Source organism: Pseudomonas sp. KB_12 (assembly GCF_052114545.1).
GTDB lineage: Bacteria > Pseudomonadota > Gammaproteobacteria > Pseudomonadales > Pseudomonadaceae > Aquipseudomonas > Aquipseudomonas brassicacearum.
Genome location: NZ_JBFREY010000040.1, coordinates 20,153 through 44,911, shown reverse-complemented (window position 1 = coordinate 44,911; position 24,759 = coordinate 20,153). Strand labels below are relative to the sequence as shown.

Below are 24,759 nucleotides of genomic sequence, written 5' to 3'. Positions count from 1 at the left end.
GCTTGAGCAACCGCTGCGCTTCCAGGGCCAATACTTCGACCCCGAAAGCGGCCTGCACTACAACCGGCACCGCTACTACAATCCCGAGACTGGCCGTTACCTGACGCCCGACCCGAGCAAGTTGGTGGGTGGGCTCAATGGGTATCGGTACACCCTGAACCCGACGGGGTGGGTGGATCCGTTGGGGTTGGTGGATTGTCCGGGGAAGGGTGGGTGTAGGCCGGCGGTTGGGGAGCAGGATCCGGCGGTTAAGGTTGGGGTGGATGAGGGGGAACCGCGGCTGCCGATGACGGCGGAGCAGCGGCGGGCGCGGATTGATGAGTTGGCGGAGGCGAATGCCTACCGGCGCTTGGATGAAATGGAGCGATCTATCGACAAAGCGCATTTCTTACAAAAACACGGTGCTCAAACTACGACGGATGCTCAGCTGGAACGCGTTACGACAGGGCGAAATCCTGGAACAGGCGAAATAGAAATTTATACCCAAGGCAATAAAATAGGTCAGGCGAAGATTCCCTCTGCAGCGACACGCTTCATAAGCCATAGAGATCAATTGAACGCTATATATAGGGCGAAACTAGTTTTTAGGCAAAGCGGCCTTCAACAATCTCGCGAGCCGATTGAATTTGGAAAAACGATAGGGGAAGGTTACAAGAAAGAAGGATTGCAGTATGGGCAACAAACGAAAGCAGTAGTGATACTGAATAATGCAGGTTTTCCAATAACTAGCTACACGGAATTTGAATGATGACGAAGTCGTCTGATATGGTTGTGCTAAGAAGTCTCCTTTTTGTATTTGATATTGAAAATACAATAGATGAGGCTAGAGAGGCGTATATCGTTTCGAAGGATGTTAACTCAGACTCTGAGTTGGCGGAATTATTTGATCACTTGCTTAAGCCGGATTTTTTGGCATTTCAAAGTCATGAGCGTGAATGGTTTATCGAAAAAATTTCGTTTTATTTGGAGGGGGGATCCGATTTTGATGAGATCTTTTCTAAGATAACGACCTATTTTGATGATGATGTTAAGGATTCGCGTCAATTTATGAAGATTTTATTGGGTTGTCTGCGTCGATATCATTTAGATTCAGTTCAATGACATGATTTAGGGAGGCAGTTGTTTGAAGAAAACAAAAAGATATGGTTCGTACATGTCTGATGAAAGCTCATCGGAAGCTCGCACCGAAAACGTGAAATTCTCAAGGCAAAGGCAGTGGAGAGCCAACTGTAGCACCAAATTCAATAGTTTTCGAATACAGCATCAAGCCATAAATGAAGCACTGACCCGCGAAGCCAGAGGTCTTCCACGTTTTACCGGCGAAGACAAAAGAGGGAATCCAGTCGTGCGCATGTATATGCCCAAGGTTGGGCAGGGATACATACCCAACGTAAATGACAGAGAGAATCCAATATTTCAAAGCGAAATTAATGTATTCGAAGTCAGATTCGATTACGAAACGCTACGTCCGGTCACCGCTTATCCCGTAGGAGGTTTTGATGTTGATGCATCCGTTTCTTGATCGTCCCTATGATCCTCTGGTCGGACATTTTCTCGGCGGCTTCGAGATATATGACTGTGAAGAGACTCTGGGGGAGGAACTGTCGCAGTTCGATCTCAATAATGCTGACGATCGGAAAGAGTTGATTTATAAGTACGTGATCCATCGTTTTAGAAATCTAAGCTATCGTCACAAATTTTTATTTTTTTGTGTGCTCGCAATTGCACTCGACGATCCGGAGTATGACTTCGGTGAGGTGTTCGAACACGAAGTGGTTTCACATTCAGCCCTTCCGCCGGGATGGGATGAAATGGAGGATTTCAGAGTTTTCTTTGAGGATATCTATAAGTATCTAGCAGAAGAGTGGAGCGAGGAGCTTGATAAAGCCAGCCAGGAAGATCCTGCAACCTGGTAGTTCAGATAAGGCAAATGTTTAATCACCCCACCACCGCACCGTTTTTCGTGCCGAGGGAGCCTTCTCCTACTGGGCCTGTAGGAGCTGCCGAGCGAAGCGAGGCTGCGATCTTTTCCCTGACAGTTGAATCTCAAGCGAAAGAGCAAGATCAAAAGATCGCAGGCTTCGCCAGCTCCTACAAAGCCCAGCGGGAGCAAGCTCCCTCGCCACGGGGCCGCGCCAGATGTTTCACACCGTCAAACCCAACGCCACCACAGACTCCCGCCCAGCCAAACCCTCCACCAAATACACACTCCCTCCCAAAATCTCCTTGGCATGATGCTTGGCCTGCGAAGCCAGTTCCGCCAACTGGCTGGCATCCAATTCCTCACAGGCCTCGGCGCGCAGGTGCACTACCCCAATCGACAATGACAACAACGCGAACTCCTGTCGAACGCCCTGTCGGTTCAACGCTGTAAAGCATCCCGACTCCAGGTGTTCGGGGCGGTAGAAGCGGCGGCAGTGGGTCTGGAAGTCGCTGAGGAGCTGGTCCAGGCGTCTGCGCCAGTCTTCCGGGCCGAGGACCAGCAGGAAGTCGTCGCCGCCGATGTGGCCGACGAAGTCGCGGCTGGGATCGATGCGTTCGTTCAGGCATTGGGCCAGGCACAGCAGGACTTCGTCGCCGCGACCGTAGCCGTAGATGTCGTTGAAGGGTTTGAAACTGTCGATGTCCACGTAGCAGATCACCGATTCCTGCCGTTGTTGCAGCAGGCGCGTGAGGCATTGCTGGATCGGGACGTTGCCCGGCAGCAGGGTCAGGGGGTTGGCGTAGCGGGCCTGTTGGATTTTCAGTTCGGTGATGAGCTTGAGCACATCGATCACCCGGCCCAGGCCCAGGTAACCGCCGTTGAGGGTGATGATGAAGTCTTCTTCGATGCGTTGTCGGGCGCGGCTGGTGATCAGGCGGCTGACTTGTTGCAGCGACTGGTTCAACTCCACGGCGAGAAAGTCGTCGCTCATCAAGCGGCTGATGGGTTTGCGGGCGAACAGGTCGGTGGCGAAGGGCTTGAGCAAGGCATCCGAGAGCGAATGGCGATGAACGATGCCGCAGGGCTGCCCTTGATCATCCAGCACCGCCAGGGAGTTGAGGTTGGCCTGGCGCCGAAATGCTTCCAGCACGGTGGCTGTCGGTGTGTTGTGGGCCACTGCCGGTTGTTCGTTGAGCAGCGCACTGAGGTCGTTGACCTCATCGTTCAACGTCGCCACGCCGCTGTCCTGCTTGGGCATCAGCGCCCTGGCATCGCGTGACGGTTGTTCCTGAGGCCGGGCCAGCAGATAGCCCTGGACCAGGTCGACGCCCATTTCGATCAGCACCGCCAGTTCTTCCGGCAGTTCGATTCCCTCGGCAATCACCTGGGCGCGGGAGGCCCGGGCGATTTTCAGGATCGAGCCCACGAACTCGCGCTTGAGGGCGTCCTGGTGGATGCCGTCGATGAAATGCCGGTCGATCTTCACATAGTCGGGCCGCAATTCAGACCACAGCCGCAGGCTCGAATAACCGGCGCCCAAGTCGTCCAGGGCAATCGAGAAACCCATCGCGCGATAATGATGCAGCGCGGTTTGCAGGAGCTGGAAGTCATCGATAGGGGTTTGTTCGGTCAGTTCGATCACGACCTGGCTGGGGGCAATGCCGAGGTCCTGCAGCAGTTGCAGTGTGCGCCCGGTCTGGTGCGCGGACTCCAGCAGCGACTCGGGCGAGACGTTGAGAAACAGCTTGCCCGGGAGTTTTTGCTCATTGAAGCGCTGGCAGGCGCTGCGGCGGCAGGCCAGTTCCAGTTCGCTGAGGCGGCCGGCCTGGCGCGCCACGGAAAGTAGCGCGATGGGGGAGTGCAACGGGCTGTTGGAGGGGCCGCGGGTCAAGGCTTCATAACCCACGATGCGCCGTTCGGAAAGGCAGATGATCGGTTGGAACAGGCTGTGCAAACCGCTTTGAGCCAGGATCGAACTCAAGGCACTCAGCTGTTCTGTCGTGGTCATGGCAATCTCTGGCGATAAAAAAAGGACCGGGTGCGCGGCACCCAGTCCTGTATTTCACGACAGACTGATGTCAGTTTGATGACGCTCCGACGAGCATCACCATTAAATGGCCATCATCTTAGTGCTTGGCGATCGCCGTGTTGAGTTTCAGGTAATCCAGCAGGATCCGCCCGGTCTCGCTCAGGTAGGCATCGTCTTCCGGCTTGGTTTTCTCTGGCTCGGTGATCAGGTCTTCGTCCTCTTTCTTCAGCTCTTTGAGCGGTTCTTCGCCCTTGGCCTTGCGACGCAGGTTTTCCATGACCAGTTGCTTGGCCTCGATGTCGGCATGCTGCGCGCGACGGTCGGCTTCGTTGAGGGTGACGGTTTTCTCCAGCATCAACTTCTGCGCCAGGGCCAGCTTGTCGCGGATGAAGACAAACTCTGCATCCTGGGCCGTGCGGGTGTCATGCTCGGACTTGAGCTGGGCCAGGAACGGCTTGAACGGATCCACGGCCGGTTTGATCGCAGGCCGGATGGTGTCCCACGGCATGGCTTCGGGCAGGGCGCTTTCACCGATTTCCTTGGTGTCGATGATCGACGGGTAATCGATGTCAGGCAGCACGCCCTGGTGCTGGGTGCTCTGGCCGGAAACCCGGTAGAACTTCGCCAGGGTCAGCTTCAGTTCGCCATGGTTGAGCGGCTGGATGGTCTGCACGGTGCCTTTGCCGAAGGTCTGGCCACCGATGATCAGCGCACGGTGATAGTCCTGCATGGCGCCGGCGAAAATCTCCGAGGCAGAAGCGGACAGGCGATTGACCAGCAAGGCCATTGGCCCCTTGTAGAACGCACCGGGGTTTTCGTCTTCCAGCACATCCACTCGACCATCGGCGTTACGCACGAGCACGGTCGGGCCTTTGTCGATGAACAGGCTGGTCAGCTCGGTGGCTTCCTGCAGGGAGCCGCCGCCGTTGTTGCGCAAGTCGATGACCACGCCGTCGACTTTTTCCTTCTGCAGCTCGGTCAGCAGTTTCTTGACGTCGCGCGTGGTGCTCTTGTAGTCCGGATCCCCGGCGCGGAAGGCCTTGAAGTCCAGGTAGAAGGCCGGGATCTCAATGATGCCGAGCTTGTAGTCCTTGCCATCCTGCTTGAGGTTGAGGACCGATTTCTTCGCTGCCTGTTCTTCCAGCTTCACCGCTTCACGGGTGATGGACACGATCTTGCTGGTCTGGTCGTTCGGCGCATTGCTGGCCGGGATGACTTCCAGGCGCACGACCGAGCCTTTCGGACCACGGATCAGCTTGACCACTTCGTCCAGGCGCCAGCCGACCACGTCGACCATTTCCTTGTTGCCTTGGGCAACGCCGATGATCTTGTCCGCCGGGCTGACCTGTTTGGTCTTGTCCGCAGGGCCCGCCGGGACCAGGCGCACGATTTTCACCTGGTCGTTGTCGCTCTGCAGCACCGCACCGATGCCTTCCAGGGACAGGCTCATGTTGATGTCGAAGTTTTCCGCGTTATCCGGCGACAGATAATTGGTGTGCGGGTCGTAGGACATGGCGAAGGTGTTGATGTACGCCTGGAAAATGTCCTCGGCGCGGGTCTGGTCCAGGCGAACCAATTGGTTCTTGTAGCGCTTGGTCAGGGTTTCCTGGATCTGCTTGGAGTCCTTGCCGGCGATCTTCATGCGCAGCACTTCGTCCTTGACGCGCTTGCGCCACAGGTCGTCGAGTTCGGCTGTGCTTTTGAGCCAAGGGGCATCCTTGCGATCGACCAGCAAGGTTTCCTTGGTATTGAAATCGATTTTGTCGACGCCTTTGTTCAGCTCGGCAATGGCGTAGTCCAGACGCGCCTTCACGCGGTCCAGATAGCGCTTGTAGATAGTGAACCCGGCGTTCAGGTCGCCGCTCTTGAGGAAGTCGTCGAACTGGGTTTTCCACTTGTCGAATTCAGCGATGTCGCTGGCCAGGAAATAACTGCGCGACGGATCGAGCAGCTTCAGGTAGCTGTCGTAGATGATGACCGAGCGCGCATCATCGAGCGGCGGCTTGCTGTAGTGATGGCGCTTGAGCAACTCGACCACGTTAAGGCTGGCAATCACCTCGTCACGATCGGGCTGAAGCTTGTCCCAGCTGTTGGCTGCGAACGTATCGTTCGACAACGGTAACAGGCCGAGGCCAATGACTAGCGCGAGGGCGGTACTGGGGAACAGATGCTTCATGCTGATTCGACGCAGGGACAATTGATAACGCATATTAGGCCGTCTTTGAAGTCGCCGGTTCCATGTGGCCCGGGCGCATAATGCAAGAAAGCCCGGCGTTGAAGCAGCGGGCCCAGTCGAGACTCACTATGGAGGCACCGTGAAAGCATTGCAAGGCGTTGAAGGCCAAGTGGTATGGGCAGATGAGCCGAGCCCGGCGTGTGATGTCGGGCAAGTTCGTATTCGTGTGGCAGCCGCCGGCCTGAATCGGGCCGATTTGCTGCAAAAAGCCGGACTTTACCCGCCGCCACCCGGCGCCAGCCAGGTGTTGGGGCTGGAGTGCGCCGGGGTGATCAGCGAGGTCGGGCCGGGCTCGTCCTGGCAGGTGGGCGACCGCGTTTGCGCGTTGCTGGCCGGCGGCGGGATGGCCGAGGAGGTGGTGGTCGATGGCCGGCATGTATTGCCGGTGCCGGAGGGCCTGTCATTGACTGAAGCGGCCGCGCTGCCGGAGGTCTACGGCACTGCGTGGCTGAACCTGTTCCAGCTGGCGGCGCTCAAGCCGGGTGAAAAAGTACTGTTGCACGCCGGGGCCAGTGGCGTCGGTTCGGCCGCGATCCAGCTGTGCAAGGCGTTCGGCAACCCATGTTGGGTCAGTGTCGGTTCGACCGAGCGGCTGGCCTATTGCGAGGCCCTGGGCGCCCAGGGTGGCGTGGTGCGCACCGACGGCCTGGAGAGTTTGAACGATCTCGGTCCGTTCGACGTGATCCTCGATCCGGTGGGCGGCAGCTACGCCAAACTCAACGTGAAACTTTTGTCAGTTGACGGCCGCTGGGTATTGATCGGTCTGATGGGCGGGCGCTCGACCGAACTCGATCTGGCGCAGGTGCTGGGCAAACGCATCCAATTGCTCGGTTCGACCTTGCGCAGCCGTGACGAGCAGTTCAAGGCCGACCTGATCAGCGAGCTGGGCCAACAGGTGTGGCCGCTGTTTGCCGACAAGCGCCTGAGCCCGCAACTGGCCAAGACCTTCGCCATCAAGGACGCCGAAGCGGCGTTTGCGGAGCTGGCGACCAACCAGGTGTCCGGGAAGCTGGTGTTGGTGATCGATGAGAGCCTGAGCTGATTTCGGCCCTGTGGGAGCGAGCTTGCTCGCGATGGCGGTGTGTCAGCTAAATCAATGCCGGCTGATCCAAAGCCATCGCGAGCAAGCTCGCTCCCACAGATGTCTTTATTTGCAGGAACATTTGCAGGCCCGCGCCGACATGACTGGCAACCTCATCCCTATCGACGGTGGCTTGCACCTTCGGTCGGCAGCCCGTATCCGATGCGCGGGCCCTGCTAGCGTTAACTAATGGGGGATGGGGTAACCGCAGCTTTCATTTCACCCGCCAGGTGAAGAGGTTGATTATGGCCATCGCCGAATGGCGCATGCAGGGCGTCGAATTCATTGCCTGCAACTGCAATTGGGGCTGCCCCTGTCAATTCAATGCACCCCCGACCCAGGGTCACTGCCAGGCGGTGGCGTCGATGCGAGTGGAACACGGGTATTTCAATCAGGTAGCGCTGGACGGTTTGTGCTGGGCCGCCACCTTCGCTTGGCCGGGTGCCATCCATGAGGGCAACGGCAGTTGCCAGGTGTTCATCGATGAACGCGCCGACGAGGCGCAACGCCAGGCCCTGCTGACCATTCTTTCTGGCTTGGAGAGCGACCCCGGGGCCAACGTGTTTCAGGTGTTCAGTAGCACCATGAGTGAAGCGTTCGAACCGCTGTTCGTGCCCATCACCCTCTCCATCGATGTCGATCAGCGCTTGGCGCACCTGGACATTCCAGGCGTGCTGCAGGCCAGCGGCGAGCCGATCCGCAGCCCGGTCGACGGCTCACCTCATCGAGTCCGGCTGTCCTTGCCCAACGGCTTCGAGTTCCTTGAGGCCGAAGTGGCCAGCGGCAGCTACCAGACGCATTCAGCCCTCAAACTGCAATCCCAGGGCAGTCATAGCCACCTCGCCCACGTGCACTTCACCGGCCATGGCATAGAGCCGTAATGGCAGAACCTCAGGCGGTGACGCCGAGCAAGCGACTGACAGGCGAGCAGTGGCTGCTCCTGCTCTGCCTGCTCGCGCTGACCGCCCTGGCCTGGCTGCTGCTGTTGCGCATGGCTCGCGACATGAGTGCGCCGGGTGGCATGGCTGATGCGGCAATGGGCGGCATGCTCATGCCCTGGAGCCTGGCCGATGGGCTGCTGATGTTCGCGATGTGGGTGGTGATGATGGTCGGCATGATGCTGCCCAGCACCTTGCCCATGCTGTTGATCTACCAGCAGATGCTGCGCAAGCGCATGCCGGCACCGCAGCGACACCTGGCCCTGCTGCTGTTCTGCGGCGCCTATGTCCTGGTCTGGGCCGGTTTTGCCCTGGGCGCCACGGCGCTGCAATGGGCGCTCGAGCAGCTCGCCCTGCTCAGTCCGGGGATGCGCAGCACCAGTACCGCGCTGGGCGCCGGCCTGCTGCTGGTCGCAGGCGTCTATCAATGGCTGCCAAGCAAGGCGGTCTGCCTTGAGCATTGTCGCGGGCCGCTGCATTTTCTGCTCAGCTACTGGCGCCCCGACGTGCTCGGCGGCTGGCGCATGGGCCTGGCCCATGGCGCTTACTGCCTGGGCTGCTGCTGGGCCCTGATGGGCCTGCTGTTCGTGGTCGGCGTGATGAACCTGCTCTGGGTGGCAGTGATCGGTGCCTTCATCTTGCTGGAGAAAAACCTGCCGCAGGGACTCTGGCTCAGTCGTCTCTGCGGTGTGTTGTTGCTCGGCTGGAGCCTGTGGCTGCTGTTGGGCTGAACCTGAACCTGAACCTGTGGGAGCGAGCTTGCTCGCGATGGCGGTGTATCAGATAAATCAATGCCGGCTGATCCACCGCTATCGCGAGCAAGCTCGCTCCCACAGAGGGCTTATTTCCAGGTATGGATTGGCCACCCGGCCGATTCGGCATGAGCCTTCAATACCGGGTCGGGGTTCACTGCGTGCGGGTGATCGACCTTGAGCAACAGCGGCAGGTCATTGCGCGAGTCGGAATAGAAACTCGCGCCTTCCAGGTTCTCCTCCTCGGCATCCAGCCAGTCCAGCAGCCGCGCGATCTTGCCTTCGCGGTAGGTCAGGGTGCCCACGGTCTTGCCGCTGTACACCCCATGGGCCACTTCAAGTTCGATCGCCAGGATCTCGTCGATGCCCAGGCGCTCTGCAATCGGCTTGACCAGGTGCGTGCCCGAGGCCGAGATCACCAGGATCCGGTCGCCGGCCTTGCGGTGTTCGGCGATGGTCTTGGTGGCGTCGCTGAAGATGATCGGCTCGATGAAGTCTTCCACCCACGGTGCCACCAGGTGCTCGATTTCTTCCGGTGTGCGGCCGATCATCGGTTCCAGGCTGAAGTCCATGTACTCTTCCATGCTCAGCTTGCCGTGGCTGTAGGCGTCCATCAGCGCGTTGTTGCGCTGCATGAACGACTCGGGATCGACCCAGCCCAGGCGCCCCATCTGTTCGCTCCAGAGGGTGGCGCAGTCGCCGTGGATCAGGGTTTCGTCCAGATCAAAAATTGCCAGGGCCATCAGCGCGTTTTCCTCTTCAAGATCAGCTTCAAAATCGATACAGCCATCAGGCTACCTCACACAGCGCCGACGGATCGATGGAAAGTGACAGGCGTGCGCCATCGGGGTGCAGGTCGGCGGCCGAGCGATTGAGTACATCCACCACCAGTTCCACGCCACGGGCCTCGACCCGGTAGCGAATCACGTTGCCCAACAGGCTGTGGCTGCGGATCAGCGCATCGGCCTCGCCGTTGCGGCTCAGCTCGATGGCTTCCGGACGGATGGCGATACGGCCACTCACCGGCCGTTGCAGCAGTTTGGTCGCGCTGTCGGCGTCCAGCAGGTTGTAGTTGCCGATGAAACCGGCGGCAAAGACGTCGACTGGCGCTGTGTAAAGGGTTTCGGCATCGCCGCTTTGTACGATCTTTCCCTGGTTCATCAGGAAAATCCGGTCAGACATGGTCAGGGCTTCTTCCTGGTCGTGTGTGACGAAGATCGTGGTCAGGCCCAACTCACGCTGGATCTGTCGGATCTGTTCGCGCAAGTGCTTGCGAATCCGTGCATCCAGGGCCGACAGCGGCTCGTCCAGCAGCAACAGGCGCGGCCGGGTCACCAGGGAGCGGGCGAGGGCGACGCGCTGGCATTGGCCGCCGGACAGTTGATGGGGATAGCGGCCGGCAAAATCATGCAGCTCCACCAGGCGCAGGATCTCCAGCACACGCTTGTGGCTGTCCGAGGCGTCGACTTTTTGCATGCGCAGGCCGAAGGCGACGTTCTGTTCCACGGTCATGTTGGGGAACAAGGCGTAGCTCTGGAAGACCATGCCGATCCCGCGTTTCTGCGGGCTCAACGGGACGATGTCTTGCCCGTCCAGGATGATCTGGCCGGCATCCACTGCGGTCAGGCCGGCAATGCAGCGCAACAGCGTGGATTTGCCACAACCGGAAGGGCCGAGCAGGGTGACGAATTCGCCCTTGCGGATCTCGCAATTGATGTCGCTGAACACCGGCGTGCCGGCGTAGCTTTTTTGCAGGTGTTGGACGCTGACGTAGCTCATTGGCTTTTGTCCTTGTTCAAGATGTTGGCCGCCCAGGTCAGGACCAGTACGAAGAAGAAGTAGGAAATCACCAGCGCACTGGTGAAGTGACCGCTGCTGTTGCGCATGTTGTTCAGGTACACCTGCAGCGTTTCATAGCGAGTGCCGACGAGGATGTTGGCGAACACGAATTCGCCGAACAGGAACGAGAAGGACAGCAGCAACGCCACCATCAAGCCCTTGCGCAGGTTCGGCAGCACCACCAGGAATGCGGCCTGGAAGGTGCTGGCGCCGAGCAGTTGGGCGGCGTCCATCAGGTCGCGCAGGTTGATGGCTTGCAGGTTGTTGGTGATCGCCCGGTACATGAACGGCAGGGCAACGGTGAAGTAGCAGCCGATCAGGATCCATGGCGTGCCGACCATCGCCAGCGGCCCGGAGCCATAGAGTTGCAACAGCCCCACCGACGACACCACCGGCGGCACCGCGAAGGGCAGCAGGATGAGGATGTTCATCAGCGCGTCGAGTCTGGGGAAGTGGTAATGCACCACGAACAGCAACGGCAGGATCAACACCACCGAGAGCACCAGCGCACCGACGCAGACCAGCAGCGATTGGCCGAAGGCGTGGAGAAAACGCGGATCGCTCCACAACTGCACATACCATTTGAACGTGAAGCCGCTGGGTAGCACGGTGGCCGACCAACTGCTGGCGATGGAGTAGACGAGCGTGCCGGCCAGGGGCAGCAGCAGGATGGCGAACAGCAGGTACACCACCGCCCGATGATAGAGTCCGACGGAGCCCGGTTCAGCGCGAGACATGGTAGCTCCTCTTGAGCAGCAACTGATGGACGATGGTGACCACGGTCATCAACGCCACCAATATCACGGCCAGGGCACTGGCCATGTTCGGGTCGAGGGAAATATCGCCGGAGACCATGGCGGCGATGCGAATCGGCAACACGTTGAAGTTGCCGGTGGTCAGCGCATAGACCGTGGCGTAGGCGCCGAGGGCGTTGGCCAGCAGGATCACGAAGGTGCCCAGCAGCGCCGGGGTCAGCACCGGCAAGCCGATGTGGCGCCAGAACTGCCAGCCGTTGGCGCCCAGCAGCTCGGCGGATTCGCGCCAGTCTTCGCGCAGGGCGTCGAAGGCCGGATAGAGCAGCAGCACGCCCAGGGGGATCTGGAAGTAGGTGTAGAGGATGATCAGCCCGGTTTTGGAGTACAGGTTGAAATCCTCGATGACCCCCGCCTGTTTGAGCATGATCGTGATGCTGCCGTTGAACCCGAGCAAAATGATGAAGGCGAAGGCCAGGGGCACGCCAGCGAAGTTGCTGGTCATGTTGGCGAAAGCGTTGACGAAGTTGCGCAGCCGCGAATCCACCTGGCGCAGGGAGTAGCTGCCCAGCACGGCGATGACGATGCCGAACACACTGGACCAGAAGCTGATCTCCAGGCTGTGCTGGATCGCTTGCAGGTAGAACTTGGAACTGAAGATCTTGCTGAAGTTGGCCAGGCCCCAGCCGAACTTTTCCGATTCCAGGCTGTTGACCAGCACCCAAAGCAGCGGGGCGATCTGGAACACGATGAAGAAAATCGCGAAGGGCACCAGGCACAACGCTGCCAGCCATTTGCCGCGCGTCATGGCGTTCACTTGAGTAACTCCTGGCAATAGGGTTTGTCGTGGGCGACGCCGAGCAATTGGCAAATGGTGCCGCACAGTTCGGTCTGCCGGGGCTTGGCGGCGGGATCGAAACTGAAGCCGCTGCCCAGGACGAACAGCGGTACTTCCCGTTCTTCGGCCAGCAGGCCGTTGTGGGAACGGTCGTTGTTCATGCCGTGGTCGGAGGTCACCAGCACCTGGTAACCGGCGTCGAGCCAGTCTTGCAGGTAGACCGCCAGGTTGATGTCGGCCGAGCGGGCGCTGTTGCGGTATTGCGGGGTGTCGAGGCCGTGCTTGTGCCCGGCGTCGTCGATGTTCATCGGGTGCACCAGCAGGAAGTTCGGCAAGTAGCGCTGGCGCAGGTGTTCGGCGTCGGCGAACAGATGGGAATCGGGGTAGTGGTCATTCCAATAGAAATGCCCGTACTGGATCGGCAAATCGGGGTTGTCGGTGTGACGATCACGACCGGCCACGAAGGGCGAGACGTTGTAGAGCTCGCTGACCCAGTGATACGCCGCAGCCGCCGTACTCAAGCCGGCCTGGGTGGCGTAGTGGAAAATGCTGCGCTGGTTCGACAGGCGCGAGACGTTGTTGTGCACGATCCCGCTGTCGATGGGCACGACGCCAGTGAGGATGCATTCATAGAGCGGGCGGGACAGGGCGGGCAACTCACATTCCAGTTTGTAGAGGGCCGCGCGTCCTGCGCCGACGTAAGCCTGCAAATGCCCCATGGCATGCCGGGCGACCTCATGGTTGAGACCGTCGAGCACCACCAGGATGACGTTGTGCTTCATGGGTACCGGGACTCCGGGCAGGTATCAATGAGGTCTCGGATTCACCTGGTTTCACTGTGGGAGCGAGCCTGCTCGCGATGGCGGCTGACCTTCAACTATGATGTTGACTGACATGCCGCTATCGCGAGCAGGCTCGCTCCCACAGTTGAATCTTCTCCAGATATCCGAATGGGGGGATTACCCCTTTATTGCATGTTGATGATCACTTCTTCCTGCCACTTCTGCGGCAGCGCCTTGGAAGTCTTCTCCCAAGCATCCGCATCCTTGATCGGGGTCACGCCTTTGTACTGCTCGTTCGGCAGCAGCTTGGCCTTGACCTCTTCCGGCAGGGTCAGGTGCTCGGCGCGGATCGGACGGGCGTTGCCCTTGGCCAGGTTGATCTGGCCGGCGTCGCTGAAGATGTACTCGCGAGCCAGCTTGGCGGCATTCGGGTGCTTGGCGTATTTGTTGATGATGGTGGTGTAGCCGGAGATGACCGAGCCGTCGGACGGAATCAGCACGACGTAGTCATCCGGGTTGGCCATCTTGGCCTTGTAGCTCAGGCCGTTGAAATCCCAGACCACGCCGACTTCGACTTCACCTTTCTCCATCGTGGCGATGGTCGGGTTGGCCATGGACAGGCGCCCTTGCTTGGCGATTTCGGCGAACATCAACAATGCCGGCTGGACGTTCTTCTCGTTGCCACCGTTGGCCAGGGCCGCGGCCAGCACGCCGTTGGCGGCTTGGGCGGCGGTGCTCACGTCACCGATGGAGACTTTGTATTTGCCGGTCTTCAGGTCCGCCCACTTGGTCGGCACTTCGGAACCGTGCAGCAGCTTCTTGTTGACGATGAACGCGATGGTGCCGGTGTAGGCCAATGCCCAGTTGCCGTCCTGGTCCTTGGCCCAGGCAGGGACTTGTTCCCAGGTGCTTGGCTTGTAGGGTTGGACCACGCCCTGCTTGACCGCGATCGGGCCGAACGCTGCACCGACGTCGCCGATGTCGGCGCTGGCGTTGTCTTTCTCGGCGGCGAACTTGGCGATTTCCTGGGCCGAGCTCATGTCGGTGTCGATGTGTTTCAGGCCGTAGACCTTGGCCAGGTCGTCCCAGGTGCCTTTCCAGTTTGCCCAGTCATCGGGCATGCCGACGCTGTTCACGGCGCCTTCCGCTTTCGCAGCGGCTTCCAACGTTTTCAGATCGGTGTCAGCGGCCATGGCGGCGGTGCACATGGCAATGGTCGAGCCTAACAGTGATGCCAGGAAAAGCTGTTTCATCCGAAGCTCCTATGGGCGTTTTCAACGCTGCGATTGCGGTTGTGTTGGTCTAGGTCAGCAATACCTGAGCCAATGTAGGCGAGCCCTGTGACATTTTGATGTCGGTGTTGGAGGGACCAGGAAATGCCCGGCTCGTGGAGGTTGGCTGCAAATTAAGCGTAGACCATGGTTAAACAGCTGATATGAAAGGACTTGGCCGTTAATTTGCACGCTTGCAAAACGACCGTTCGGCGGCTCTGTCATCTGCCAGTCATGTGCAGTGCCTAGGCTTGCTGGACCAAGAAGCGGGTCGATGGACAGTCGATCTTGCCCCGAAACAGTGCTGGTCTAGTCCAGATAGGTAACGTTGATGCGCATCGATGCAACCAAAGCGGTGACAGCCATCGGACAGGTCTTGCAAGAGCAGCTCGACCACGGGTTGCTGGCGCCTGGCAGCAAATTGCCGGCCGAGCGCAAGCTCAGTGAATTGTTCGGGACCACGCGGATTACCGTGCGTGAGGCGTTGTTGCAGCTCGAAGCCCAGGGGCAGATTTATCGGGAGGAGCGCCGGGGCTGGTTCGTCTCGCCGCCGCGCCTGGCCTACAACCTGATGCAGCGCAGCCATTTCCACGCCATGGTCGCAGCCCAGGGGCGTGTGCCTTCTACCCAAGTGATCTCGGCGCGTCTGCAACCCGCTTCGGCGGCGGTGTGCGCCTGGTTGCAGTTGCCGGCATTGTCCAGCGTGATCCAGATCTGCCGCGTGCGGCGTATCGACGAGCGGCTGGTGCTGTACGTCGAGCACTACCTGAACCCGCAGTATTTTCCGGACATCTTGGGGTTTGACCTCGACCAGTCCATCACCGAACTGTACGCCCGCCATTACGACCTGCACTACGGCCGGGTGAAGTTTGAAATCGTGCCCACCTCGTTACAGCCGGAAGCGGCAGCGGCGTTGAAGGTTTCGGTGGGCAGCCCCGGGCTTCGCATCGCACGGGTCAACTATGACCAGCACCAGCGGCTGATCGATTGCGACCTGGAGTTCTGGCGACACGATGCGATCCATGTCGGCGTGGATGTGCCGGAACAACCTGTACCGGAACAATCGCCCGCAGCCTGAGGCAGGGTCAGAGCGACTCGTTGAGCTTGCTCAGGATCTTGATCACCACCGTGGCGAGGATCAGCAACATGCCGATCCACATGGCAAAGACCCCGACGCTCTTGTCACGGAAGTTGAAGCCGATGGCCAGCAGGATCATGCCGGCAATAATGGGCACCAGCATGGCGTTGAACGAAGACATCGAGATCATGGCGACAGCCTTGTCGGGGAAGGATAGGGCCAGTCTAGTTGGGGTTTTGCCGGGATGTGCTGATGTATGTCACGGCCTCCTCGAATCTTGAGGCGGACATCATTGTGGCGAGGGAGCTTGCTCCCGCTGGGTTCTGTAGGAGCTGGCGAAGCCTGCGATCTTTTGATCTTTCGCTTGAGATTCAAGTGTCAGGGGAAAGATCGCAGCCTCGTTGCACTCGACAGCTCCTACGGCCCAGCGGGAGCAAGCTCCCTCGCCACAGGGTTTAGCTGCAACTGCAACTATGGCAACTCGCGAGAGGCGTAGAACGCGCTCAGCACCTTCACCAGATGCGCCAGGTCATGGCTGCCGCACAGTTCGCGGATCGAATGCATGGCGAAGGTCGGTAAACCGATGTCCACGGTGCGCACGCCCAGCTGGCTGGCGGTGATCGGGCCGATGGTCGAGCCACAGCCCATGTCGCTGCGCACCACGAAGCTCTGCACCGGCACTTCTTCTGCCATGCACAGGTGGCGGAAGAACCCGGCGGTTTCGCTGTTGGTGGCGTAGCGCTGGTTGCTGTTGACCTTGATCACCGGGCCGGCGTTGAGCTTGGGGCCGTGGTTGGCGTCGTGCTTGTCGGCATAGTTGGGATGCACGCCGTGGGCGTTGTCCGCCGACACCAGCAGGGATTTCTGAATGGTGCGGACGAACTCTTCACCTTCAGGCAGCAGGCGACGCAGGGTCTGTTCCAGCATCGGGCCGTCGGCGCCACAGGCCGAGCACGAGCCGACTTCTTCGTGATCGTTGCACACCAGCACGCAGGTTTCTTCGGTGTCAGCGTTCAGCAACGCTTGCAGGCCGGCGTAGCACGACAGCAGGTTGTCCAGGCGCGCACCGGCGATGAAATCGCCGTGCAGGCCAATGACCGCAGCGCTTTGCGTGTCGTAGAAACTCAACTCGTAATCGAGTACCACGTCGGCATTCAGGCCGTGTTCGCGGGCCAGTTGATCGGTGAGCACAGCCCGGAAATCAACGCGCTCGTCCCCGGCGAACTGGGCAAGGATCGGCGGCAGTTCATTCTGCGGGTTGATGGCCCAGCCCTGGTTGGCTTCGCGATTGAGGTGGATGGCCAGGTTCGGAATCGTGGCGATCGGCGCCTTGAAATCGATCAACTGGCTTTCGACCTTGCCATCGCGGCGGAAGGTCACGCGCCCGGCCAGGGACAGGTCGCGGTCGAACCACGGCGCCAGCAACGCGCCGCCGTAGACTTCCACGCCCAGTTGCCAGAACCCGTGGCGTTGCAGTTCCGGCTGCGGCTTGACCCGCAGGCAGGGGCTGTCGGTGTGGGCGCCGACCAGGCGGATGCCATCGTGCAACGGTGAGTTGCGGCCGAGCTTGAAGGCGATGATCGAGGAGTCGTTGCGCGTGACGTAGTAGCGACCGTTGGCCTCGGTGGCCCAGGTCTCGCGTTCGTCAAGACGCTGATAGCCTGCCGCCTCCAGGCGTTTGGCAAGGCTGGCGGTGGCATGGAACGGGGTAGGGGAGGCCTTGAGAAAGTCGATCAGGCCCTGGTTCAACTCTGCGCGCATAAGAAACTCCAGACAGCAATGGGCGGCAGTTTACCCCATCGACCGCCTGCATTGCAGACCCAATCCCCCGTCACGGATTGTTCTGTGGTCCGGCGATCGATCAGCCCGAGACAGCGATCCGCTTGCGCAAGTGCGCCATGATCAAGGGCTTGTCTTGTGCCTTGGACGGTTCTGGCAGGTGCTGCGGCCAGTGCTCCAGTTGGCCGAACAGCTGTTGCTGGCGCTCCGGGTCCAGGCGAAGAATCTCCCGCGATGCCGAATCCCACCAATGGTGGCGGCAAAGGTTGTAGTAGGGATGCTCCGGTGCTGCGCTGCCATACAGCAGGTCGCGACCGATCTTGTGCAAGGCGCCGCGCTGGTGGCGCAATTTCCATTTGATCTTCAGCCGCCGCCAGGCAGAGGGGAAAGGTCGGGTGCGCGGTACGTCATGGCAACGCTCGATCAACTGCGCGCTGAACGCCTCGCCGTGTTGGGCAAAGAAGTGCGCCAACATGGTGTGGAAGAAGCGTTTCTCGGCGAAGTAGTGATAGACGTGTTTGTTGGTTTCGTTAATGGTCTGGTTGCGTAGCGTGAACGAGATCGCGATCTGTTCGATGGTGTGGATGTCGAAGCCACCTTCGGTCCATTCATCGATCAGCTCGACGGCCTGGCCCAGCAGCGCAGCGTCGTTGTCAGTCACGCCGCACAGCCCGCTGTTGTAGAGCTTGAAGCTGTTGTCCGGGGTGATGCCGTGGCGGCGCAGGCGCGTACCCAGCTTGAGGTAATCCTCGCGCTTGCAGACGTAGTCCCAGTTGTATTCGAAGCTGTCCATCAGGTATTGCCCTGGCTGGATTTGCTTGAACAGCAGGTCGGGATCGGCGAGGAATAGCGTGTCGGTGTCGACGAACAGGGTTTTTTCCGCCAGTGTCAGGCTGGCCTCGATGGCGCAGGCTTTGCGCCGGTGAATGTAACCATTATTGCCTTGCCACTCGGTCAGCAACTGCGGGCTCAACGCGAGGGTCTCCACCGGCCAGCCCTGATAGTCCTCAGGCCGGTCGGTCAGGATCCTGATGGTGGGCAGGGTCGACGGATTGCCGTGGGCGAGGGCAGTCAGGATGCTGAACTTGGCCTCGTGGCGATAAGCGTCCTTGTCGCCATAGACCAGGTACAGCAACTGATGGCGGACTTTTTTGACGGGCGTTTCCTGAAAATCAATAACCTGCATGCCAAGCCTTTATCGAATTTAGAACGGTGCCGGGCACTCGAAGCGCAAGCGCTCACCGCTTTGCGGATGGGTGAAGCTCAGCATGCTGGCGTGCAGGCACAGGCGCGGCCAGGCAGCGAGGGCCTGCGGGTGGGCGTAGAGTCCGTCGCCCAGCAGCGGATGACCGATGGACAGCATGTGCACGCGCAATTGGTGCGAGCGCCCGGTAATCGGCGTGAGTTCGACCCGGCACCAGTCGCCGCAACGTTCCAGTACGCGCCAGAAGGTCAGGGCGTGTTTGCCGTGCTCATGGTCCACCACATGCCGAGGTTTGGTCGGCGGGTCGTAGCGCAAGGGCAGGTCGATGCTGCCGCTGTCCAGTTCCGGCTGGCCCCAGCACAGCGCCGTGTAGGCTTTTTCGGTTTCGCGATCATGAAATTGCCGGGACAGTTCGCGATGAGTGTCCGGGTCGCGGGCCAACAGGATGATGCCGGAGGTTTCCCAGTCCAGTCGGTGCACGATTCGCGCTTCCGGATAGCCGTTTTCCTGCAGGCGGGTGATCAGGCAGTCCTTGTTGTCGTCGGCCCGGCCGGGCACGGAGAGCAACAGGGTCGGCTTGTCGACCACCAGGACGGCGGCGTCCTGATGAATGATGCGGATGTTGGACAGGGGCATTGAAAACAGTCTCGTTACAAACGCCAACGGCGGCTCGGGCCTGTCGTCCTATATGTAGGAGCTGGCGAAGCCTGCGATCTTTTCCGAGCTTCCTTGAGTTCAAGTCAAGATCAAAAGATCGCAGGCTTCGCCAGCTCCTACACAAGGGCGCTGAGCCCGAGCCGCCGTGGCTACCGCAGGATCTATCAGCGATCCGGCAGGGTGATGTTGAGTTCCAGGATCGAGCAGCTGCCCTGGCTTTCCAGTGCCACATGCACGTCATCGCTACCGATGTTGACGTATTTGCGGATCACTTCCACCAGTTCCTTCTGCAAGGCCGGCAGGTAGTCAGGGGTGCTGCGTTGGCCGCGTTCGTGCGCCACGATGATCTGTAGACGCTCTTTCGCGACCGAGGCGGTACTGGGCTTTTTGTTGGCACGAAAGAAGTCAAAAAGGTTCATTACCTACCTCCAAACAGGCGCTCGAAGAAACCCTTCTTCGTTACATCGAGGAAACGATGCTCCACGGTTTTGCCCAGCAGGCGATCAACGGCATCGCTGTATGCCTGGCCGGCGTCGCTCTGGTCGTCGAGAATCACCGGCACGCCGGAGTTGGAAGCCTTGAGTACCGCTTGGGATTCGGGAATGACACCCAGCAGGGTGACGGCGAGGATTTCCTTGACGTCTTCGACGCCGAGCATTTCGCCATCGCTGACCCGTTGCGGGTTGTAGCGGGTCAGCAGCAGGTGTTCCTTGATCGGCTCTTCGCCCTGCTCGGCACGACGGGATTTGCTCGCCAGCAGGCCCAGCATGCGGTCGGAGTCACGGACCGACGACACTTCCGGGTTGGTCACGACAATCGCTTCGTCCGCGAAGTACATGGCCAGGTGGGCACCTTTCTCGATACCGGCCGGGGAGTCGCACACCACGAACTCGAAGTCTTCCTTGAGTTGCATCAGGACTTTTTCCACGCCTTCCTGGGTCAGCGCGTCTTTGTCGCGGGTCTGGCTGGCGGCCAGCACGTAGAGGTTCTCAAGGCGCTTGTCCTTGATCAGGGCTTGTTGCAGGTTTGCTTCGCCGTTGACCACGTTGACGAAGTCGTAGACCACGCGACGCTCGCAACCCATGATCAGGTCCAGGTTACGCAGGCCGACGTCGAAGTCGACGATGACTGTCTTGTGGCCGCGCAGAGCGAGACCGGTACCGATAGCGGCGCTGGTGGTGGTCTTACCCACACCACCCTTGCCGGATGTAACCACGAGAATCTTGGCCAAGGTGTTTCACCCCTAAGGAAAAAGGACTTTTTCAGCCCCTGAAAAACATCTCTGGAAAACTGCTGCAATTGGACAGGCTTGGCTGGAATCGGATGTCGGGCGGGGTCTACCTCCGGTAAACACTGCCTGATCCTTTTTCCTACGTCGTTTAAGCCGTTTTCGCTCGTTTTAGAGATGCTTGGAAAATGCGGCAGTATCCGTTAAAGCCGAATGATGTTCAACACGTCGCCCGACAGGCTGATCTGAACGCCGGCCCCCCACAACGGATCGCGGCGCAAATCCTCGGAGACCTTGTACTGCCCGGCGATGGAGACCAGTTCAGCGCTCAATTGCTGACAGAAGATCCTGGCTTTCGTATCGCCCTTGACGCCGGCCAGCGCGCGGCCGCGCATCGGGCCGTATACATGGATGTTGCCATCGGCGAGAAGTTCCGCCCCCGGGCTGACCGAGGACACGATGACCAGATCGCCACCCTGGGCGTAAATCTGCTGCCCGCCGCGTACTGGTGAGGTGATGACGCGCGTCGGCTTGATGGTGGGTTCCGGTGGTTTTTCCGGGACTTTCTTGGCTTCGACCGGGCTCAGTTCCAGCACGCGCTCCCGGGCGCCGGACGGCGGCAGGACCGGAATGTCCACGGCGATGGCGGCGGCGATGTCTTCGATGCGGCTGGCGCGGATCGCCAGGGTGCGCAGGCCGTGTTGGCGGCAAACGCGCATCAGGCCTGGCAGGTCCACCGCGCCTTCGCCGGCCGGCAGTTTGTCCAGGGCCAGCACCAGTGGTGCATTGCTGAAGAAGTTCGGCGCCTGGGCGACTTTGGCCGCCAACTGCCGGTCGAGGCCTTCCAGGTCGTTGCGGGCCAGCTCCAGCACCGTAATGGCGAGCATGCTGCCCTTCAACTGGAACACGGGATCTTGGTCTAGCGGTTCGGTTTGGCTCATGGTCGGCGTACAACGGCTTGTCACTAAAAGTGCCGAGACTTATAACGAGATCGTCCGCCAGCCGCAACCCGGGTCGAACAATGTAGAATGCGCGGCCCATGTCTTAATGGAAGCTGTAATGGATCGCCCGCGTTTTCGAGCTGCATTTTTTCATCCGCGTTTCTGGCTGCTGTGGTGCGGCCTGGGCCTGTTGTGGCTGATCGTTCAGTTGCCTTATCCGCTGTTGCTGCGGGTCGGTCGCGCACTGGGTGCGCTGATGTACCGAGTGGCCGGCGACCGACGGCGCATCGCCCGTCGCAATCTGGAGCTGTGTTTCCCGCAAAAGTCCGCCGCCGAGCGCAAGCGTCTGCTCAAGGAAAACTTTGCCTCCACCGGCATCGCCTTTTTTGAAATGGCCATGAGTTGGTGGTGGTCGCGTTCGCGCCTGGCGAAACTGGCCCATGTCGAAGGGCTGGAGCATCTCAAGCAGGCCCAGCGCGAGGGCAAGGGCGTGATCCTGATGGCGCTGCATTTCACCACCCTGGAAATCGGCGCGGCGTTGCTCGGCCAGCAGCACACCATCGATGGCATGTACCGCGAGCACAAGAACCCGCTGTTCGACTACATCCAGCGCCGCGGCCGCGAGCGGCACAACCTCGACTCCCTGGCCGTGGAGCGTGACGACGTGCGCGGCATGCTCAAGCTGCTGCGGGCCGGACGGGCGATCTGGTATGCGCCGGACCAGGATTACGGCGCCAAGCAGAGCGTGTTCGTGCCGTTGTTCGGCATCCAGGCCGCGACGGTCACCGCCACCAGCAAGTTCGCCCGCCTGGGCAAGGCACTGGTGGTGCCCTTCATCCAGGAACGCCTGGCCGACGGTAGCGGTTATCGCCTGGTGATCCAGGCCCCGCTGACGGATTTCCCGGGCGAGACCGAGGAAGCCGATTGCATCCGCATCAACCAGTGGGTCGAGCAGTCGGTGAGTGATTGTCCCGAGCAATACCTCTGGGCCCACCGGCGCTTCAAGAGCCGTCCGCCGGGCGAGCCGAAGCTGTACGACAAACGCGGTTGAGCCGGTAGTCCGCCATTTTTCAGCAGCACCTTGAGCACGGAGCATTGCGATGACCCCAGCTGAACCGGTTACAGGTTTGATTCTTTCCGGCGGCGGGGCTCGAGCGGCGTATCAGGTAGGCGTACTGGCGGCCATCGCCGAATTGTTGCCGGACGGTGCGGACAACCCGTTCCCGGTAATCGTCGGTACGTCGGCCGGGGCGATCAACGCAGTCAGCCTGGCGAGCGGGGCGATGGACTTCAAGACCGCCATCGAGCGGCTGACGGCGTTCTGGCAAGCGGTGCACAGCCATCAGGTCATGCGCAGCGACTGGCGAGGCGTGATCGCCCAGGCGATGCGTTTCATCAGCCACAGCCTGTTGGGCCTGGGGGCCAAGTTGCCGGTGGCGCTGATCGACAGCTCGCCGCTGCGCGAGCTGCTCCAGGCCCAATTCCACGCTTCGGGTATCGAACTGGCCATCGCCGAGCAGCAACTGCGCGCGGTGGCGGTGACGGCATTCGGCTATGAATCCGGCCAGGCCGTCACGTTCTACCAAGGGCGCGGGACCATCGATGCCTGGCTGCGACATCGACGTATCGGGGTGCCGACGCAGTTATCAGTGGAGCACCTGCTGGCCAGCTCGGCGATTCCCTTGTTGTTCGCGCCGGTCAGGATCGGCCCGCAATACTTCGGTGACGGCGCGGTACGGCAATCGGCGCCCATCAGCCCGGCCTTGCACCTGGGGGCCAATCGGGTGCTGGTGATCGGTGTCAGCGGCAACCCCCGTGGCGCTGGTGGGCAGGATCCCGCCGAGCGCAGCTACACCGGCCTGCAACCGACCCTGGCGCAGATCGGCGGCCATATGCTCAACAGCACGTTCATTGACAGCCTGGAAAGCGACATCGAGTTGCTTGAGCGTCTGAACGGGTTCAGTCACCTGCTACCCGACGACGTACCGGCCCACGCCCTCGGCGCGGCGCCGGTGGACGTGCTGGTGATTTCCCCAAGCCAGCCGATCGACGAAATCGCCGCCCGCCATCGCCAGGAACTGCCCCGTGCGCTGCGGTTATTCTTGCGCGGGCCGGGTGCGACCAAGACCAGCGGCGCGGGGGTGCTGAGTTATCTGTTGTTCGAGTCGGGCTATTGCAGCGAACTGATCGAGCTGGGACGCCAGGATGCGTTGGCGCAGCGTGAGGCGTTGAGTCGGTTTTTGGGGTTGTCCTGACTGATGCAAGCAGGTCCACCGCTATCGCGAGCAAGCTCGCTCCCACAAGGGGTTTGCGGTGGACGCTTAAACTGAGCCCAACACACAACCAATGTGGGAGCGAGCCTGCTCGCGATGACGGCGGCACATTCAGCATCGACTCAGGCTGACCCACCGCTATCGCGAGCAAGCTCGCTCCCACAGGGTATTGCTGCGGATGTAGATCCCAGGATCAGAAATGGTACTTCAGCAAGAAGCTGGTATTGCTCTGGTTGGTCTTGAACCCGTCGCTGTCTTCGATCCCGTACTTGTTCTTCCAGTAGTCATACTCCACGCCCACATACAACTGCTTGGCACCGAGCTTCAACGCCTTGCCCAGGTCATATTTGATCTGCGGGTTGATGTGCAGGTTGGCGTGGTAGGTGCCCTTGGAGTTGGTGTCGTTGTCCACCACCCAGTCGATGAAACCGTCGATCAGGAGGTCGGATGAGCCCATGGGGATGGTGTAGGCCCAGGTCGGGGTGATCTGCCAGACGTTGTCGCCGGCGCGTGGACCTTCGGTCTGGCGGTTGTAGAAGTTCAGCTGGAAGTAGTCGAAGCCGGGAATCGCCAGGTCGAAACCCGGGCCGATCAGGTAGGACTCGTTGTCGCCTTCGCCGAATTCATACGTCATGGCCAGCAGCACGTCCTTGATCGGGCCCAGTTCCAGCTTCTGGTCGAAGATCTTGCCGAACGACAGGCGTGGGCTGAACTCGCCGTAGTAGGTGTTCGGGCCGGACTGGCTGTCGTCCTGGCCGTTGTAGAAGATCCGATCGAGGAAGAAGAAGTTGTCCCCGTATTTCCAGGCGTCGGCGTGTTCGAAGGTCACGGTCTGCTGGATGCGCGGGTTGACCTGGAAATCCTTGCCATACAGGTAGGTCAGGCTGTTGTTCTGCCACTGGAACAGGTCGTCGGCCATCGCTTGGCCCCCGGCCAACAAGGCTCCTGCGAGTATCAGGCTGGTGCACGTACGTTTCATTCGGTTTGCTCCCAAAGGTAAGTGGTACCGCTTTTTTTTCAGGTCAGCGCTCTGGTGTGGCGCCTTTTTCCTCGGATAAAAAAACATCCGTTCGGTCAGCTTTTTGCGCGTGGCAAATGCTGATAGCAAGAGCTGAGCCAAGGCCGGGGCAAACCCGGAAAAGACTCATCCAGCTGTT

At 60.1% G+C, this 24,759-nt stretch carries 26 protein-coding genes; 10 read left to right on the top strand and 16 right to left on the bottom strand.

Translation table 11 applies throughout. The features are described from left to right. From AB4Z20_RS24630 to AB4Z20_RS24615, 4 genes are all read left to right on the top strand, one after another. Positions 1-748, top strand: a 748-nt coding sequence (locus AB4Z20_RS24630; protein ID WP_442090746.1) for an RHS repeat-associated core domain-containing protein, incomplete at its 5' end; no start/stop codon positions are given. Next, positions 748-1,101, top strand: coding sequence for a hypothetical protein (locus AB4Z20_RS24625; protein ID WP_413817782.1), 354 nt, complete (start codon positions 748-750; stop codon positions 1,099-1,101). The genes AB4Z20_RS24630 and AB4Z20_RS24625, both read left to right, overlap by 1 nt. Positions 1,102-1,153: 52 nt before the next feature. Continuing rightward, entirely contained in the window at positions 1,154-1,522 is a 369-nt protein-coding gene (locus AB4Z20_RS24620) for a hypothetical protein (protein ID WP_320389305.1), read from the top strand. Next, on the top strand, positions 1,500-1,916 hold the full coding sequence (locus AB4Z20_RS24615) for a hypothetical protein (RefSeq protein ID WP_442090744.1): 417 nt from the start codon (positions 1,500-1,502) through the stop codon (positions 1,914-1,916). Before AB4Z20_RS24620 ends, AB4Z20_RS24615 begins: the two co-directional genes overlap by 23 nt. Before the next feature lie 228 nt (positions 1,917-2,144). Here the strand turns inward: AB4Z20_RS24615 and AB4Z20_RS24610 are convergent, their stop codons facing one another. Both AB4Z20_RS24610 and AB4Z20_RS24605 read right to left on the bottom strand, forming a co-directional pair. After that, positions 2,145-3,932 (bottom strand): bifunctional diguanylate cyclase/phosphodiesterase, encoded by a 1,788-nt coding sequence (locus tag AB4Z20_RS24610; RefSeq protein WP_442090742.1) that lies wholly within the window; start codon positions 3,930-3,932, stop codon positions 2,145-2,147. Between the two features lie 118 nt (positions 3,933-4,050). Beyond that, positions 4,051-6,129, bottom strand: coding sequence for a carboxy terminal-processing peptidase (locus tag AB4Z20_RS24605; RefSeq protein WP_214509814.1), 2,079 nt, complete (start codon positions 6,127-6,129; stop codon positions 4,051-4,053). Positions 6,130-6,268: 139 nt separating this feature from the next. Between AB4Z20_RS24605 and AB4Z20_RS24600 the strand changes: the two genes are divergently transcribed. The 3 genes from AB4Z20_RS24600 (at position 6,269) to AB4Z20_RS24590 (ending at position 8,939) form a co-directional block, all read left to right on the top strand. Beyond that, positions 6,269-7,231: a zinc-binding dehydrogenase gene (locus tag AB4Z20_RS24600; RefSeq protein WP_063324792.1), complete on the top strand. Its 963-nt coding sequence runs from the start codon at positions 6,269-6,271 to the stop codon at positions 7,229-7,231. Between the two features lie 284 nt (positions 7,232-7,515). Beyond that, entirely contained in the window at positions 7,516-8,151 is a 636-nt protein-coding gene (locus AB4Z20_RS24595) for a DUF1326 domain-containing protein (protein WP_214509609.1), read from the top strand. Beyond that, positions 8,151-8,939, top strand: coding sequence for a DUF2182 domain-containing protein (locus AB4Z20_RS24590; RefSeq protein ID WP_442090739.1), 789 nt, complete (start codon positions 8,151-8,153; stop codon positions 8,937-8,939). The genes AB4Z20_RS24595 and AB4Z20_RS24590 overlap by 1 nt, the downstream gene beginning before the upstream one ends. A gap of 110 nt (positions 8,940-9,049) precedes the next feature. Here the strand turns inward: AB4Z20_RS24590 and AB4Z20_RS24585 are convergent, their stop codons facing one another. The 6 genes from AB4Z20_RS24585 to AB4Z20_RS24560 form a co-directional block, all read right to left on the bottom strand. After that, the gene (locus AB4Z20_RS24585) at positions 9,050-9,703 is read right to left on the bottom strand and encodes an HAD family hydrolase (RefSeq protein WP_442090737.1); all 654 of its coding nucleotides are present in this window, start codon (positions 9,701-9,703) and stop codon (positions 9,050-9,052) included. Positions 9,704-9,749: 46 nt separating this feature from the next. Further along, the gene (locus AB4Z20_RS24580) at positions 9,750-10,739 is read right to left on the bottom strand and encodes an ABC transporter ATP-binding protein (protein ID WP_253477113.1); all 990 of its coding nucleotides are present in this window, start codon (positions 10,737-10,739) and stop codon (positions 9,750-9,752) included. Further along, positions 10,736-11,536 carry an ABC transporter permease gene (locus tag AB4Z20_RS24575; RefSeq protein ID WP_013694043.1) on the bottom strand — a complete coding sequence of 267 codons (801 nt, stop codon included), beginning with the start codon at positions 11,534-11,536 and terminating at the stop codon, positions 10,736-10,738. The genes AB4Z20_RS24580 and AB4Z20_RS24575 overlap by 4 nt, the downstream gene beginning before the upstream one ends. Next, complete coding sequence (locus AB4Z20_RS24570; RefSeq protein WP_442090748.1) at positions 11,523-12,359, bottom strand: ABC transporter permease; 837 nt, start codon at positions 12,357-12,359, stop codon at positions 11,523-11,525. The genes AB4Z20_RS24575 and AB4Z20_RS24570 overlap by 14 nt, the downstream gene beginning before the upstream one ends. A gap of 5 nt (positions 12,360-12,364) precedes the next feature. Continuing rightward, the gene (locus AB4Z20_RS24565; RefSeq protein ID WP_320389301.1) at positions 12,365-13,171 is read right to left on the bottom strand and encodes an alkaline phosphatase family protein; all 807 of its coding nucleotides are present in this window, start codon (positions 13,169-13,171) and stop codon (positions 12,365-12,367) included. 185 nt (positions 13,172-13,356) lie between these two features. Further along, positions 13,357-14,424: an ABC transporter substrate-binding protein gene (locus AB4Z20_RS24560; protein ID WP_442090734.1), complete on the bottom strand. Its 1,068-nt coding sequence runs from the start codon at positions 14,422-14,424 to the stop codon at positions 13,357-13,359. Between the two features lie 349 nt (positions 14,425-14,773). On the opposite strand from AB4Z20_RS24560, the gene AB4Z20_RS24555 reads away from it, so the two are divergent. Continuing rightward, entirely contained in the window at positions 14,774-15,520 is a 747-nt protein-coding gene (locus AB4Z20_RS24555; RefSeq protein WP_253477104.1) for a UTRA domain-containing protein, read from the top strand. Positions 15,521-15,527: 7 nt separating this feature from the next. Here the strand turns inward: AB4Z20_RS24555 and AB4Z20_RS24550 are convergent, their stop codons facing one another. From AB4Z20_RS24550 to minC, 7 genes are all read right to left on the bottom strand, one after another. Next, positions 15,528-15,710: a hypothetical protein gene (locus AB4Z20_RS24550; protein ID WP_214509616.1), complete on the bottom strand. Its 183-nt coding sequence runs from the start codon at positions 15,708-15,710 to the stop codon at positions 15,528-15,530. Positions 15,711-15,991: 281 nt separating this feature from the next. Continuing rightward, positions 15,992-17,281, bottom strand: a complete 1,290-nt coding sequence (locus AB4Z20_RS24545; protein WP_014339686.1) for a M18 family aminopeptidase — start codon at positions 17,279-17,281, stop codon at positions 15,992-15,994. A gap of 100 nt (positions 17,282-17,381) precedes the next feature. Then, the gene (locus tag AB4Z20_RS24540; protein ID WP_320389300.1) at positions 17,382-18,485 is read right to left on the bottom strand and encodes a hypothetical protein; all 1,104 of its coding nucleotides are present in this window, start codon (positions 18,483-18,485) and stop codon (positions 17,382-17,384) included. Between the two features lie 18 nt (positions 18,486-18,503). Continuing rightward, positions 18,504-19,139: an RluA family pseudouridine synthase gene (locus AB4Z20_RS24535; RefSeq protein ID WP_003204542.1), complete on the bottom strand. Its 636-nt coding sequence runs from the start codon at positions 19,137-19,139 to the stop codon at positions 18,504-18,506. 185 nt (positions 19,140-19,324) lie between these two features. Next, entirely contained in the window at positions 19,325-19,579 is a 255-nt protein-coding gene (minE, locus tag AB4Z20_RS24530) for a cell division topological specificity factor MinE (protein WP_003179111.1), read from the bottom strand. Then, positions 19,579-20,391 (bottom strand): septum site-determining protein MinD, encoded by an 813-nt coding sequence (gene minD, locus AB4Z20_RS24525; protein WP_025214989.1) that lies wholly within the window; start codon positions 20,389-20,391, stop codon positions 19,579-19,581. Before minD ends, minE begins: the two co-directional genes overlap by 1 nt. A 200-nt stretch (positions 20,392-20,591) precedes the next feature. Further along, the gene (gene minC, locus AB4Z20_RS24520; RefSeq protein ID WP_057452460.1) at positions 20,592-21,329 is read right to left on the bottom strand and encodes a septum site-determining protein MinC; all 738 of its coding nucleotides are present in this window, start codon (positions 21,327-21,329) and stop codon (positions 20,592-20,594) included. Positions 21,330-21,447: 118 nt separating this feature from the next. Here minC and AB4Z20_RS24515 point away from each other — a divergent pair, with 118 nt between their 5' ends. Together AB4Z20_RS24515 and AB4Z20_RS24510 are read left to right on the top strand one after the other, a co-directional pair. Next, positions 21,448-22,380 carry a lipid A biosynthesis lauroyl acyltransferase gene (locus tag AB4Z20_RS24515; protein ID WP_057452459.1) on the top strand — a complete coding sequence of 311 codons (933 nt, stop codon included), beginning with the start codon at positions 21,448-21,450 and terminating at the stop codon, positions 22,378-22,380. A 49-nt stretch (positions 22,381-22,429) separates the two neighbouring features. Continuing rightward, the gene (locus tag AB4Z20_RS24510) at positions 22,430-23,584 is read left to right on the top strand and encodes a patatin-like phospholipase family protein (protein ID WP_258689090.1); all 1,155 of its coding nucleotides are present in this window, start codon (positions 22,430-22,432) and stop codon (positions 23,582-23,584) included. 211 nt (positions 23,585-23,795) lie between these two features. Here AB4Z20_RS24510 and AB4Z20_RS24505 read toward each other — a convergent pair whose 3' ends face one another. Further along, the gene (locus AB4Z20_RS24505) at positions 23,796-24,581 is read right to left on the bottom strand and encodes an outer membrane protein OmpK (protein WP_214509621.1); all 786 of its coding nucleotides are present in this window, start codon (positions 24,579-24,581) and stop codon (positions 23,796-23,798) included. Positions 24,582-24,759 lie beyond the last annotated feature (178 nt).

What these genes read in the sequence shown, in the direction of transcription:
- minE (WP_003179111.1), bottom strand. Translation starts at nt 19,579, where the DNA reads ATGAACCTTTTTGACTTCTTTCGTGCCAACAAAAAGCCCAGTACCGCC.
- AB4Z20_RS24570 (WP_442090748.1), bottom strand. Translation starts at nt 12,359, where the DNA reads ATGACGCGCGGCAAATGGCTGGCAGCGTTGTGCCTGGTGCCCTTCGCG.
- AB4Z20_RS24595 (WP_214509609.1), top strand. Translation starts at nt 7,516, where the DNA reads ATGGCCATCGCCGAATGGCGCATGCAGGGCGTCGAATTCATTGCCTGC.
- minC (WP_057452460.1), bottom strand. Translation starts at nt 21,329, where the DNA reads ATGAGCCAAACCGAACCGCTAGACCAAGATCCCGTGTTCCAGTTGAAG.
- AB4Z20_RS24540 (WP_320389300.1), bottom strand. Translation starts at nt 18,485, where the DNA reads ATGCAGGTTATTGATTTTCAGGAAACGCCCGTCAAAAAAGTCCGCCAT.
- AB4Z20_RS24565 (WP_320389301.1), bottom strand. Translation starts at nt 13,171, where the DNA reads ATGAAGCACAACGTCATCCTGGTGGTGCTCGACGGTCTCAACCATGAG.
- AB4Z20_RS24610 (WP_442090742.1), bottom strand. Translation starts at nt 3,932, where the DNA reads ATGACCACGACAGAACAGCTGAGTGCCTTGAGTTCGATCCTGGCTCAA.
- AB4Z20_RS24545 (WP_014339686.1), bottom strand. Translation starts at nt 17,281, where the DNA reads ATGCGCGCAGAGTTGAACCAGGGCCTGATCGACTTTCTCAAGGCCTCC.
- AB4Z20_RS24510 (WP_258689090.1), top strand. Translation starts at nt 22,430, where the DNA reads ATGACCCCAGCTGAACCGGTTACAGGTTTGATTCTTTCCGGCGGCGGG.
- AB4Z20_RS24620 (WP_320389305.1), top strand. Translation starts at nt 1,154, where the DNA reads ATGTCTGATGAAAGCTCATCGGAAGCTCGCACCGAAAACGTGAAATTC.
- AB4Z20_RS24550 (WP_214509616.1), bottom strand. Translation starts at nt 15,710, where the DNA reads ATGATCTCGATGTCTTCGTTCAACGCCATGCTGGTGCCCATTATTGCC.
- AB4Z20_RS24605 (WP_214509814.1), bottom strand. Translation starts at nt 6,129, where the DNA reads ATGAAGCATCTGTTCCCCAGTACCGCCCTCGCGCTAGTCATTGGCCTC.
- AB4Z20_RS24560 (WP_442090734.1), bottom strand. Translation starts at nt 14,424, where the DNA reads ATGAAACAGCTTTTCCTGGCATCACTGTTAGGCTCGACCATTGCCATG.
- AB4Z20_RS24585 (WP_442090737.1), bottom strand. Translation starts at nt 9,703, where the DNA reads ATGGCCCTGGCAATTTTTGATCTGGACGAAACCCTGATCCACGGCGAC.
- AB4Z20_RS24505 (WP_214509621.1), bottom strand. Translation starts at nt 24,581, where the DNA reads ATGAAACGTACGTGCACCAGCCTGATACTCGCAGGAGCCTTGTTGGCC.
- AB4Z20_RS24575 (WP_013694043.1), bottom strand. Translation starts at nt 11,536, where the DNA reads ATGTCTCGCGCTGAACCGGGCTCCGTCGGACTCTATCATCGGGCGGTG.
- AB4Z20_RS24535 (WP_003204542.1), bottom strand. Translation starts at nt 19,139, where the DNA reads ATGCCCCTGTCCAACATCCGCATCATTCATCAGGACGCCGCCGTCCTG.
- AB4Z20_RS24580 (WP_253477113.1), bottom strand. Translation starts at nt 10,739, where the DNA reads ATGAGCTACGTCAGCGTCCAACACCTGCAAAAAAGCTACGCCGGCACG.
- AB4Z20_RS24615 (WP_442090744.1), top strand. Translation starts at nt 1,500, where the DNA reads ATGTTGATGCATCCGTTTCTTGATCGTCCCTATGATCCTCTGGTCGGA.
- AB4Z20_RS24555 (WP_253477104.1), top strand. Translation starts at nt 14,774, where the DNA reads ATGCGCATCGATGCAACCAAAGCGGTGACAGCCATCGGACAGGTCTTG.
- AB4Z20_RS24590 (WP_442090739.1), top strand. Translation starts at nt 8,151, where the DNA reads ATGGCAGAACCTCAGGCGGTGACGCCGAGCAAGCGACTGACAGGCGAG.
- AB4Z20_RS24515 (WP_057452459.1), top strand. Translation starts at nt 21,448, where the DNA reads ATGGATCGCCCGCGTTTTCGAGCTGCATTTTTTCATCCGCGTTTCTGG.
- AB4Z20_RS24625 (WP_413817782.1), top strand. Translation starts at nt 748, where the DNA reads ATGACGAAGTCGTCTGATATGGTTGTGCTAAGAAGTCTCCTTTTTGTA.